Below are 12894 nucleotides of genomic sequence, written 5' to 3'. Positions count from 1 at the left end.
CCTCATTAGTGTTTCTATTTCATTATATAACTATTTAAATTTCATTTCAATTTTTATCTTTTTATATGAAATATAATTTTACTATTTTGTTATATATTTTTATTTATTAATAAAAAAGAGCAGCACCCCTGTTAAAGGTACTACTCTTTTATCCATTATTGTAAACTCTGTTTTGCTACTATTATTTGTAATTTTACTTGTTCAGAAGATGTACCACCTTCACTATTTCTAGCTTCTACAACGTTTTTAGGTTGTAGTACGTCGTAAATATCTTCCTCAAACAACTCATGAAACTGTTTATATTCATCCATCGTTAATGCTAATAAAAATTTCTTTTGTTCAATCGCATATAAAACAGTTTTTCCAATTACTTCATGAGCTTGGCGGAATGGTAAACCTTTTGTTACTAAATAGTCGGCAATATCTGTAGCATTGGAATAATCTTGAGCTACCGCTGCATACATCTTATCCGTGTTTACCGTCATCGTTTCAATCATTGGAGCTAGTAAACGTAACGAACCGTCCAGCGTTTCTACCGTATCAAACATCCCTTCTTTATCTTCTTGCATATCTTTGTTGTATGCTAAAGGAAGTCCTTTTAACACTGTTAGAAGCCCGACTAGATTTCCATATACACGTCCAGTTTTAGCTCTTAATAATTCTGGTACATCAGGATTTTTCTTTTGCGGCATAATACTCGAACCGGTACAGAAGGAATCATCTAATTCGATAAATTGGAACTCTTGACTTGACCATATTACTAACTCTTCCGATAAACGAGAAATATGAGTCATTAATAAAGACGAGATTGATAAAAACTCGACAATAAAATCGCGATCACTTACTGCGTCCATACTGTTTGGATACACTTTATCAAATCCTAGTAATTCGGCTGTTTTTGAACGATTAATTGGAAAGGTAGTTCCTGCTAGTGCTCCAGAACCTAGTGGTGACCAATTAATACGTTTCAGGCTGTCTTGTAATCTATCTTTGTCACGTTCAAACATCCAAAAGTAAGCCAATAAGTGATGTGCAAATGATACTGGTTGAGCTCTTTGTAAGTGAGTATAACCAGGTAAAATCGTATGAACATGTTCTTCAGCTTGTTGTAAAAGCGCAGTTTGTACTCCTTTAACTAATTCAATAATATTTAATGTTTGATTACGAAGGTATAAGTGCATATCTGTAGCAACTTGGTCATTACGGCTTCTACCAGTATGTAGCTTACCACCGACTGGTCCAATTTCATCAATTAGTAATTTTTCAATATTCATATGGATGTCTTCATTTTCTACTGAAAATTGGACTTCACCGTTTTCTATTTTTTGCTTAATTGTTAGTAAGCCGTTTTTAATTGTTTCTGCATCATTTTTCGGGATGATGTTGCATTCACTTAACATTTGGACGTGTGCTAAGCTTCCTTCAATGTCTTCGAATGCAAGTTTTTGATCGAAATTGATGGACGCTGTAAATACTTCCACTAATTTGTTTGTTTCTTTTGTAAAACGTCCACCCCATAATTTAGACATAAATATGTTCCTCCTAATATGTTAGTTGTTTCTAGTTGGTTGTTATTTTATTTGGGACTACCGTGAAAAAGTTAGCTTTTATTAAAAATTAGAAGCTAATCATTTTACAACATTGAATGTTGCTAAGCGTATAAAGTTAGTCCGTTTCACTTCGCTGCAGGCACTCGCTTTCCGTGGGGCGTGGCTTGAGCCTCCTCCTCGCTTCGCTCGTCCGGGGTCTCAAGACTCACGCTTTCCCCCCACTGGAGTCTCGCACCTTCCGCTCCGTTCCACTCACGGGTCTAAATATTGAAAGTAAAACATTATAACAGTTCTACACCGAACTGCCTATCTTCATTCGCCATGGTGCCAAATTATTACTTGCATAGGTATCTAGCTTCTATGACTTGATTCCACCTTTGATTGGACCTAAGCGAGCCGCATACGCTTTTCTTATTATTTTAATACTTTGTCTTTTGATGTTACTTCGGCGTATACTTTTGTTGGGAGTCCCCATAGTTTGATGAAGCCTACTGCTGCGTTGTGGTCAAACGCATCTCCTTTTGAATAGGTTGCTAATTCTTCATTATATAAACTGAAATCAGATTTTCTGCCAACAACGACATGGTGCCCTTTATGCAATTTAATGCGAACCTTTCCAGTTACCGTTTGTTGTGTTTCTTCTACGAATGCATTTAAAGCATTCATTATTGGTGAATACCAAAGACCTTCATAGATTACTTTTGCAATTTGTTGGTCAACAACTGTTTTAAATTGTGTTACTTCACGTGGTAATGTTAAAAATTCTAATTCCTTATGAGCATTAATTAAAATTAGTGCTGCTGGGTTTTCATATACTTCACGAGATTTTATCCCTACCAGGCGGTTTTCAATATGATCAATTCGACCAATCCCGTGTTCTCCACCAAGTTCATTCAATTTCTCAATTAACGGCACAATGTCCATTTCTTGATCATTCAATGCAACTGGAACTCCTTTTTCAAATGAAATTTCAATATATTCAGCTTCATCAGGTGTTTTTTCAATAGGATTCGTCCAATCAAACGCTCCTTCTGGTGCCTCATTCCAAGGGTTTTCTAATACTCCAGCTTCACACGCTCTTCCCCATATATTTGCATCGATAGAATATGGATTATCTAAATCAACCGGAATCGGAATGTTTTTTTCTTCTGCATAAGCAATTTCTTCGTCACGTGTCATTCCCCATTCACGAACAGGAGCAATAACTTTTAAGTTTGGATTTAATGCTTGAATAGAAACTTCAAATCGAACTTGGTCGTTTCCTTTACCTGTACAACCGTGAGCAACTGCGACAGCGCCTTCTTGCTCTGCAATTTCAACGAGTAGCTTTGAAATTAACGGTCGAGATAGTGCAGAAGATAAAGGATATTTCCCTTCATATAAAGCATTACCTTTTAATGCTGGTAATATATAGCCTTTTGCTAGCAATTCTTTTGCATCGATCATAATAGCTTTTATAGCACCAACATTGAGGGCTTTTTGACGAATAGCTTCTAGGTCTTTCCCTTCTCCAACATCAAGCCCCAATGCGATGACATCATATCCGTATTTTTCTTGAATCCATTTAACTGAAACCGAAGTATCTAAACCTCCAGAATATGCTAAAACCACTTTTTCCTTTGCCATATTCATACACAACCTTCCCCTGAATAAATATCTACAGTATAGTATTTTTATACATTAATGTGAAAAAAAATAAACATTACTTTGTTTCCATTAATGCTTTTAATATTGCTTTTTGAGCATGTAAACGATTTTCCGCTTCGTCAAATACGACTGAATGCGGTCCATCTATAATCTCTTCCGTTACTTCTTCCCCTCTATGTGCGGGTAAACAATGTAGAAAGATATAATTGTTTCTCGCATAAGAGGTTAATTGTTTGTTAACTTGATAGTTTGCGAATTTTAACAAACGATCCTTTGCTTCATTTTCTTGACCCATACTAGACCATACATCAGTTATGACTACATCTGCTTCTTTTATCATTTTAACAGGATCAGTAGAAAATTCTATGTTTGAACCGGTTATAGAAGCTGTAACTTTTGCTTTTTCCCATACCGTTGTATCAGGTTCAAACCCTTCAGGACTAGCAACCGAAATGTGCATCCCAACTTTTACTGCACCTTCAATTAAAGAATGACTCATATTATTGCTACCATCACCGATAAAACACATTTTCAACCCTTTTAGTGTACCTTTATGCTCTAAAATTGTCAACAAATCTGCCAACACTTGGCACGGGTGATGTTCATTTGTTAAGCCATTAATGACCGGAACAGTTGCATTCGTTGCAAACTCTTCTATTGTTGAATGACTAAATGTCCTAATCATTAGTCCGTCAACATAACGTGATAATACTTTTGCTGTATCATGTGTTGTTTCTCCGCGGCCTAGTTGAATATCGTTTGAACTTAAAAATAACGCATTTCCACCAAGTTGTAACATCCCTACCTCGAACGATACACGTGTCCTTGTAGAAGATTTTTCAAAAATCATCCCTAACACTTTTCCCTCTAGATAACGATGCGGTTTTCCTTCTTTTTGAAGCTTCTTCATTGTTACTGCTTCATTTAACAAATAAAGTATTTCATCTGTTGTGTATTCATTTATAGTTAAAAAGTCTTTTTTTTCTATTTGATTAGCTTTTGTATTCACTAATGTTGGTTGCATATTGATCTTCCCCTTCTACTTGATGTATATAGTAATCTTTCATAGAACGGAAGTCTCGATTAACTTTGTTTATTTTAATCGCTTCAGAAGCTGTATCCAAGCTAGTAAAGCAAGGTACTTGATATCGAGTACAAAGTTCTCGTAATTTTGCACCAAGTCTAATTAAGTTTCTCCCTTTTGTTGGAATAATGATAGCTCCTGCAATTTCTTCCTTTAAAAACAATTCTTCTTCATACGGCTTCGTTTCTATTCCTTTTTGCGATAAATGTTTGGCAGTGCCATCTGTAGCTACAATTGAAAATCCTTTTTCGATTAACTTAATAGCAATTGGTACTACATTTTCCTTTTCACGTTCCGTAACGGATAAAAGGAAACTTTTATTATTTGTATAGTCAAATGGATTTACTTTATAGAATAGTGCTTTAAATAACGCTTCTTCATAACTAAATCCTAATCCTAGTACTTCCCCTGTTGATTTCATTTCTGGACCTAAAACATGATCAACACCTTTAAGTTTGGTAGCAGAAAAAATCGGTGCTTTTACACTATAAAAGTGCGGGAATTCCTTCAATCCAACTTCAGCTAGTTCATTTCCTAACTGTGCCTTAACAGCTAAATCTACTAAATTTACTCCTGTTACTTTGCTCACAATTGGAATAGTTCGAGATGCTCTCGGATTAACTTCTAAACAATAGACCGTGTTATTTTTTATGATAAACTGAATATTGGCTAGCCCTACAATGGATGCAGCTTCACAAATTCGTTTTGTATAATCTACAAGTACTTCTTGTATTTCTTTTGATAGATGTACTGGTGGGAATACTGCTATACTATCTCCCGAATGAACACCGGCTTTTTCAACATGTTCAAAAATTGCAGGAATGTATATGTTTTTCCCATCACTTACGACATCTAACTCACATTCAGTTCCAGGTACAAACTGGTCTACTAAAAGAGGCCATACATGATAGTTTTCTTCCTTTAAATGATCGATGTAAAATGTTAATTCATCCTCTTCATAAAATGTATACATCGATTGTCCACCGATAACATAAGATGGTCTGACTAATACTGGGTATCCTATTTTGTCTGCTGCATCTTTTAAACTGTTAATATCATAAACGATTTCACCATCCATATGCGGAATGTTTATCTCGTCTAATAGTTGATAAAATTGTTGACGATCTTCAAGCTTATCAATATTTTCTACAGTCGTACCGACAACATTAATCCCTTTTTCTTTAAGAGCTGCCGCTAAATTGATCGCTGTCTGTCCGCCGAACTGGATGAATACATAGTTTACGTTTTCTTTTACAATAACGTTCATAATATCTTCAACTGTAAGTGGTTCAAAGTACAACTTATCCGCAATTGAAAAATCTGTACTAACTGTTTCAGGGTTGTTATTAACTACTACTGTTTCTAACCCTAATTTCTTTAATGCTTTTACAGCATGAACGGAACAATAATCAAATTCAATACCTTGACCAATTCTTATAGGACCAGATCCAATTACAAGTGCTTTTTCCTTATTACTTACTTCTACTTCATCTACTCCGGACCATGTAGAGTAATAATATGGAGTTAATGCATCGAATTCCGCTGCGCAAGTGTCAACTAGTTTATAGGCGGGTTTTAAACCGAAAGCTTCTCTCTTCTCTTTCACTTCTTCGATAGAGCAAGATAATAACTCACTTAAATATTCATCACTTATATTTTGATATTTTGCTAATGTTAACAACTCTTTCGTAACAGTATCAATTGTAAAGGTTGCTAATTGTTCTTCTAGTAATACCATTCCATTTAGTTTTTGTAAAAACCATTCATTTATTTCAGTGAGTTCATGAAGTTCCTCTATCGACATCCCTTTTTGTAACCCTTCCGCAATTGCAAAAAGTCGATAATCGTTCGGCGTTGCTAATAATTTCTTAATTTCATCCAAGTTTTTATTAGAAAGTTTATTTGTTTTTAAACCTTTTACATTCATTTCTAAAGAACGAATTGCCTTATTCATTGCACCTTCAAACGACCGATCTATTGATAGAACTTCACCTGTTGCTTTCATTTGAGTGCCTAATGTGCGATCTGCTTCTGTAAATTTATCAAACGGAAATCTTGGAAGCTTAACTACAACATAGTCTAGAGCAGGTTCGAATGAAGTAAATGTATTTCCTGTTATTGGATTTATAATTTCATCTAAATGATAGCCTATTGCACATTTCGTTGCTATTCTTGCAATTGGATAACCAGTTGCTTTTGATGCAAGTGCAGATGAACGACTAACCCGTGGATTTACTTCAATAATGAAATACTCGTTTGATTCTGGATGGAAAGCAAATTGAATATTACAACCACCAATTATTTTTAAAGCGCGAATAACTTTTAATGAAGCATTTCTTAAAATTTGATATTGAACGTCTGATAAAGTTTGTGAAGGAGCTACGACAATGGAATCACCTGTATGAACTCCTACTGGGTCCATATTTTCCATATTACAAACGATAATACAAGTATCATTCGCATCTCTCATAACTTCATATTCTATTTCTTTCCAACCTTTTATACTTTTTTCTAAAAGTACTTGATGTATCGGACTTAAAGAGAGTCCCCTTTTTAAAAGTTGTTGTAACTCAAGGGGGCTATTTGCAAAGCCTCCACCTTCTCCGCCTAGAGTATAAGCTGGACGAACAATGACAGGAAACCCAATTTCTTCTGCAAAATTTAGTCCTTCTTGTTCTGTATGAACAATTTTTGATTGAGGAATCGGTTCATTAATGTCTAACATTAGTTGGCGGAACTTTTCACGATCTTCCCCTTGCTGGATAGAAGGAACAGATGTACCTAGTAACTTTACATTATATTTTTCTAAAATACGTTCTTCTTCAAGTTGTACTACTAAATTAAGCCCTGTCTGACCACCGAGAGTTCCAATTATCCCATCAGGTCTTTCTTTCTTTATGATCACTTCTAAACTTTCTACTGTTAGAGGCTCCATGTATATTTTATCTGCAATCTCTTTGTCAGTCATAATTGTTGCTGGATTACTATTAACAAGGATTACCTCTAAACCTTCTTCTTTTAGCGCAATACAACTTTGTGTCCCTGCATAATCAAATTCAGCGGCTTGCCCAATAACAATTGGACCTGAGCCAATTACTAATACTTTTTTTATCTGTTTATTGAGCGGCATATGTTAATTCTCCTTGGTGAATATTCTTTATAAATTTTTTAAAAATATGTTCGGTGTCCTGTGGACCAGGATTAGCTTCCGGATGAAATTGTACAGAAGAAATTGGTAATTGTTTATGACGTATTCCTTCTACAGTTCTATCATTTATATTGAAATAAGTAATATGGAAGTTTTGATTATTAATAATTGATTTTTCATCTACTACATATCCGTGATTTTGGGATGTAATAAATACTTTCCCAGTTTCCACTTCTTTAACTGGGTGGTTTCCACCTCGATGACCGAATGGTAATTTCGTCGTTTTGCCCCCATGCGCTAATGCAATTAACTGGTGCCCTAAACAAATACCAAGCGTTGGGTACATTTCTGTAATTAATTTAATGTCCTTTAAATACTCACTTAATGCCATTGGATCTCCTGGTCCGTTACTTAAAACTATCCCATCAGGATTCAATTTTTGAATTTCTACAAGAGTAGTATTGTAAGGGACAACCGTTACTTTACAATTTTCATTTAGTAACGCTCGTAGTATAGATTTTTTACTACCATAATCAATTAAAACAACATGCGGCCCATCATTCGAATATTTCTGAATCGATTTAGTTGATACTTGGTCTATAAAGAACGTTGTATCAGCATTAAAAGATACGTTTGAAGGATTGGTAGTGATTTTCCCTTTGACGCTTCCATATTTTCTAATTATCTTTACGATTTGACGTGTATCCACTCCGGTTAATCCATTAATCCCATTTCGGTTTAACGTGTCAACTGTTGTTTCTTTCATTTGGAAATGTTGAGGATTCACACATATTTCACCAGTAACAATTCCTCGAATATAGAGTTTATTAGATTCAAAATCGGCTTCGTTAATTCCGTAATTTCCAACTAACGGATAACAAAAAACGATAATTTGGCCGGCATATGAAGGATCAGACATAATTTCCTGATATCCTGTCATACTCGTATTGAAAACTACTTCACCTGTTGATTCCAAAGAATTCCCTAAAAGGGTTCCTTCAAAAACATGCCCCGTCTCTAGAAGTAAATAGCCTTTTTGCACTTTTTAACACTCCTTCGCTGCTTTTAACGCTTTTTCAAATTTTTCGACAAACAGCAGAATTTCCTCTTCGGACACTGTTAATGGTGGCAAAAGTCGTATAACATCTGGACCAGCTGTTAAAATTAACAGTTCATTTTTTATTGATTCTAATACGACTGTTGAGGCTATTTCACGGTTAAGTTTTAGTCCAATTAATAGGCCTTTCCCTCTAACTTCTTCAATAAAATCATATTGACTAGCTATTTTTTGTAGTAATAACGTTAACTGCTTACTTCGGTCACTTATAGTTGTTAATAGTTCATTGTTTAAGATGTATTGTATTGTGGATAATCCTGCAGTTGTTGCTAGTGGATTGCCTCCAAACGTACTTCCATGACTGCCCGGACCGAAAAGATAAGAGACGTGCTCTTTTGCTAGCATCGCACCGATTGGAAAACCTGAACCTAATCCTTTCGCAATTGTCATAATATCAGGTTCTAAATCATATTGTTGATAGGCAAATAAAGTCCCCGTTCTACCAATCCCCGTTTGCACTTCATCCACTACAATTAAACTATTATTTTTTTTGCAAATCTCGACTAACTTTTTAATCCATGTTTTATGAGCAGGGACGACTCCGCCTTCCCCTTGTACTAGTTCGAGCATGACAGCAGTTGGTTGCCATTCATTTAACTTTTCAAGTGCATCTTCGTCATTAAAAGGTAAGTAATGAAAACCTTCTACTAATGGCGAAAAACCAGTTTGTATTTTTTCTTGTCCTGTAGCTGTTAACGTTGCTAAAGTTCTACCGTGAAATGACTTTTTAAATGTCACAATTAACGGTTGTTTGTTTTCACTATTAGCTTTAGCACGAACTAGTTTAATTGCTGCCTCATTCGCCTCTGCCCCACTATTACAAAAGAATACTTGGTCAAAGCTCGTTACTTTTGTTAACTGTTTTGCTAACTTTTGTTGGGGTTCAATATGATAAAGGTTAGAAACATGCCATAGTTGATCCAATTGATTTACCAATGCATTTTTTACAAATTCGGGAACATGACCAAGGTTACATGTCGCAATCCCTGAAGTGAAATCTAAATATTTTGTGCCTTTATCATCCCAAACGTAACTTCCTTTTCCCTTAGTGACCGTTATAGGAAATCGACCATACGTATTCATAATCGGTTGTGTTGTATCAGCTGTTGTGCCCACTATAAATCATTTCCTCCTCTAAATAAAAGAATGTCCCGCTATGTTCACCTTTAGTAAAACGTGTAAGGGATTGTTTAGTCGTTCCATCTATTATTACTACATTAGAAACTCCATTTTCTAAGCAATCAATTGCACTGTGTACTTTTGGAATCATTCCACCTGTTATTTGTTGTGACTCAATTAACTGTTCTACTTGTTTATTTGACAGGGAGCTTTGTACTTCACCGTCTACTAACACTCCTGCAACGTTCGTTACTAAACATATGGTCCCTTCAAGACTTTTCGCAATTGCCGCTGCAGCTAAATCAGCGTTAATGTTATAATGTTGACCGAATAAGTCAACCGCAATAGGGGATATTACAGGTATTCCGTCCATATCGGTAATCATCTTTACTATTTCCGTCCGAACGTTGGTAATTTCGCCAACCAAGCCAATTTCATCAGCATTTTGTACCGGTTTTGCTTCTAGAAACATTCCATCAACGCCACTAATGCCAATCGCTTTTCCACCAGCTTTGATAATGTTACGAACAATTTGCTTATTTAAAGAACCTGAAAGTATCATTTCTACAACGTCTAAAACTTCAGGGGTAGTCTGACGCAGTCCATTAACAAACTTTGTTTCAATCTCTAAACTGCTGAGTGTTTTTGTTATAGAAGGTCCACCTCCATGGACAATGATTGGTACAAATTCTTTTTCTTTTTGGATTTGGACAAGTTCTTCAAAAAAGCTAGGTGATAATTGTTCAAAAATACTTCCCCCGCATTTTATTACGAGATAATTCATTGTATATTCCCTCCATTACGTTCGGTAAGAAGCGTTGATTCTAACGTAATCATATGACAAATCACAGCCCCAAGCAGTTGCTGTCTTGTCGCCACCATTAAGATCAACTGTCAGTTGTATTTTCTCGTTAGCTAAGTAAGATGTTGCTTCTTCTTCTGAAAATGGATGTGGAACCCCATTTTCTACAACTTTATGAGGGCCGATAAATACAGTTATGTTGTTAGGGTCAATGGTAGTCGCACCACTATACCCAGCTGCACATATGATTCGACCCCAATTTGCATCACATCCGTAAACGGCCGTTTTTACTAAGCTCGAGCCTACAATAGATTTAGCGATTTTTTCTGCATCTTCTTTTATTACTGCCCCTTTCACTTCGACCTCTAAAAGTTTCGTAGCACCTTCGCCATCACGAGCAATTTGTTTTGCTAGTGATTGACATACTTCTTTTAAAGCCGATTGGAACAGCTTAATTGCTGCCTCATCCTGTAGTGTCCATTCAACGTTGCCTGCCAACCCATTTGCTAATAAAACAACGGTATCATTTGTACTCGTGTCTCCATCTACCGTAATCATGTTAAACGAGTCGTTCGTTACTGTTTTTAAACAATACTGTAGTGCTTCTTGACTAATATTTGCGTCCGTTGTGATGAAACCTAACATTGTAGCCATATTTGGTTTAATCATGCCAGATCCTTTTGCCGCTCCACCAATCGTAATAATATGGCCATTAATTTCGACCTGCACACACGCACTTTTTCTAAAAGTATCTGTTGTTAGTATTGCTTTTTCAAAGTTCTCAACACTGCTATCATTTTCAGCAATTTCAATTCTATTAATTCCTTCATTTAGTTTCTCCATGTTTAACTGTTCACCAATTACACCTGTTGATAAAACTACAACATCTTCTGGAGTTGAACCGATTTTATTCGCATACCATTCTCTCATTATGTATGCGTTTTTTAGTCCTGTTTCACCAGTACAAGCATTTGCATTTCCTGAGTTCACGATAACACCTTGGATAAACCCATTTTGTTGAATGCTATCTTGGGTAACTTTTAACGGAGCCGCTTGAAAGACGTTTGTCGTATATACTGCTGCAGCCTTGGCTGGTACAACCGAATAGAGCCAAGCTAGGTCATGTCGTTTTCTTTTTAAACCACAGTGTAACCCTCCGACTATATATCCTTTAGGGCTTGCAATGTTTCCATTTTCGATTTTTGTAATGGCTGTTGAAGCTTCTGTATTAATCATCTGTTTTTTCCTCCATATTCAAATTCACACAATCTATAAAACTATGGAAATAACGGCGTAGTTTGTAGCCCTGTCTTTTCATCCCATCCATACATGACATTCAAATTTTGTATCGCCTGCCCAGCTGCACCTTTTACAACGTTATCTATTACTGCAACAATTATTAGCTTATTCGTTCTTTCATCTACTGTAATACCGATGTCACAGAAATTTGAACCTGTCACTTCTTTTGTAGCTGGCCAGGTTCCACCTTTACGTATACGAACGAAATAATCATCTTTATAGTAATCTTCGTATAGTGAGATTACTTTACTCTCATTGATTGGCTCCTTCAAATTCGCATACATCGTGCACATAATTCCTCTCGTCATTGGCACTAAATGAGTAGAAAAAGTAACCGTAATATTTTCGTTTCCAATTTGTGATACGATTTGTTCTATCTCTGGAATATGCTGATGTTTTCCTAATTTATAAGCTTTTACATTTTCATTGATTTCACTATAATGCGTTGTAGCGGATGTTTTTCTACCAGCACCGGATATACCAGATTTACCATCAATGACAATGGAATTACCATCGATCAATTTATGTTGTAATGCTGGAATTAAACCGAGTAATGTTGCTGTCGGATAACATCCTGGGTTCGCGACCAATGTTGCTTCTTTAATCAATTCTCTATTTAATTCTGTTAAACCGTATATAGCTTTGTCTAAAGCAAAAGGTGGTGCTGGTGTATTTTTATACCATTCCTCGTATAAAGAACCATCCTGTAATCTTAAGTCGCCTGATAAATCAATTATTTTTATTCCTGCTTCGATATATTGAGGTATTAATTCCTTTGAAACGCCAGACGGTGTGGCAAAAAATAATACATCTATATTTTCTTTCACATCTTCTATGTTTAACTCTGAAATATTCATTTCAAGTATTCCTTGTAAATGTGGGTATTGTTCTACGATAGAATTTCCATTAGATGAATGTGATGCTAAAAGTTTAATTTCAACGTATGGATGGTTTACTAAGTAACGAATAAGCTCTACTCCACCGTAACCATTTGCTCCAACAATTCCAATTTTCATAATTCACCATCCCCTTTTCTTTGTATTATTATAATTATTAATTCATAAAAATACAACATTTAATTGTTATAAAACTGAAAAAATATGAGTTTTCATAAAAAGAAGATGTATA

At 35.5% G+C, this 12894-nt stretch carries 9 protein-coding genes; all 9 read right to left on the bottom strand.

The annotated features are described in order from the left end of the window. Positions 1-155: 155 nt before the first annotated feature. Positions 156-1529, bottom strand: a complete 1374-nt coding sequence (argH, locus tag O1A01_RS12810) for an argininosuccinate lyase (RefSeq protein WP_270066355.1) — start codon at positions 1527-1529, stop codon at positions 156-158. A 435-nt stretch (positions 1530-1964) separates the two neighbouring features. Beyond that, positions 1965-3176: an argininosuccinate synthase gene (locus O1A01_RS12805; protein ID WP_066418903.1), complete on the bottom strand. Its 1212-nt coding sequence runs from the start codon at positions 3174-3176 to the stop codon at positions 1965-1967. A 76-nt stretch (positions 3177-3252) separates the two neighbouring features. Then, a complete protein-coding gene (gene argF, locus O1A01_RS12800; protein WP_066418868.1) occupies positions 3253-4221 on the bottom strand; it encodes an ornithine carbamoyltransferase in 969 nt (322 codons plus the stop codon). After that, positions 4190-7411, bottom strand: a complete 3222-nt coding sequence (carB, locus tag O1A01_RS12795) for a carbamoyl-phosphate synthase (glutamine-hydrolyzing) large subunit (protein WP_066418867.1) — start codon at positions 7409-7411, stop codon at positions 4190-4192. Before carB ends, argF begins: the two co-directional genes overlap by 32 nt. Beyond that, positions 7398-8471, bottom strand: coding sequence for a carbamoyl phosphate synthase small subunit (locus O1A01_RS12790; protein ID WP_066418865.1), 1074 nt, complete (start codon positions 8469-8471; stop codon positions 7398-7400). The genes carB and O1A01_RS12790 overlap by 14 nt, the downstream gene beginning before the upstream one ends. A 3-nt stretch (positions 8472-8474) precedes the next feature. Beyond that, the gene (locus O1A01_RS12785; protein WP_066418901.1) at positions 8475-9629 is read right to left on the bottom strand and encodes an acetylornithine transaminase; all 1155 of its coding nucleotides are present in this window, start codon (positions 9627-9629) and stop codon (positions 8475-8477) included. A gap of 16 nt (positions 9630-9645) precedes the next feature. Next, a complete protein-coding gene (gene argB / locus O1A01_RS12780; protein ID WP_066418862.1) occupies positions 9646-10449 on the bottom strand; it encodes an acetylglutamate kinase in 804 nt (267 codons plus the stop codon). 15 nt (positions 10450-10464) lie between these two features. Then, positions 10465-11703 carry a bifunctional glutamate N-acetyltransferase/amino-acid acetyltransferase ArgJ gene (argJ, locus tag O1A01_RS12775; protein WP_066418860.1) on the bottom strand — a complete coding sequence of 413 codons (1239 nt, stop codon included), beginning with the start codon at positions 11701-11703 and terminating at the stop codon, positions 10465-10467. A gap of 41 nt (positions 11704-11744) precedes the next feature. Then, positions 11745-12782: an N-acetyl-gamma-glutamyl-phosphate reductase gene (argC, locus tag O1A01_RS12770; RefSeq protein ID WP_270066354.1), complete on the bottom strand. Its 1038-nt coding sequence runs from the start codon at positions 12780-12782 to the stop codon at positions 11745-11747. Positions 12783-12894 lie beyond the last annotated feature (112 nt).

Source organism: Sutcliffiella sp. NC1, assembly GCF_027594365.1.
Taxonomy (GTDB): Bacteria; Bacillota; Bacilli; order Bacillales; family Bacillaceae_I; genus Sutcliffiella; species Sutcliffiella cohnii.
This window is presented reverse-complemented; position numbering and strand designations above follow the sequence as displayed.

What these genes read in the sequence shown, in the direction of transcription:
- argJ (WP_066418860.1), bottom strand. Translation starts at nt 11,703, where the DNA reads ATGATTAATACAGAAGCTTCAACAGCCATTACAAAAATCGAAAATGGA.
- argC (WP_270066354.1), bottom strand. Translation starts at nt 12,782, where the DNA reads ATGAAAATTGGAATTGTTGGAGCAAATGGTTACGGTGGAGTAGAGCTT.
- argH (WP_270066355.1), bottom strand. Translation starts at nt 1,529, where the DNA reads ATGTCTAAATTATGGGGTGGACGTTTTACAAAAGAAACAAACAAATTA.
- argB (WP_066418862.1), bottom strand. Translation starts at nt 10,449, where the DNA reads ATGAATTATCTCGTAATAAAATGCGGGGGAAGTATTTTTGAACAATTA.
- carB (WP_066418867.1), bottom strand. Translation starts at nt 7,411, where the DNA reads ATGCCGCTCAATAAACAGATAAAAAAAGTATTAGTAATTGGCTCAGGT.
- argF (WP_066418868.1), bottom strand. Translation starts at nt 4,221, where the DNA reads ATGCAACCAACATTAGTGAATACAAAAGCTAATCAAATAGAAAAAAAA.
- O1A01_RS12805 (WP_066418903.1), bottom strand. Translation starts at nt 3,176, where the DNA reads ATGGCAAAGGAAAAAGTGGTTTTAGCATATTCTGGAGGTTTAGATACT.
- O1A01_RS12785 (WP_066418901.1), bottom strand. Translation starts at nt 9,629, where the DNA reads ATGAATACGTATGGTCGATTTCCTATAACGGTCACTAAGGGAAAAGGA.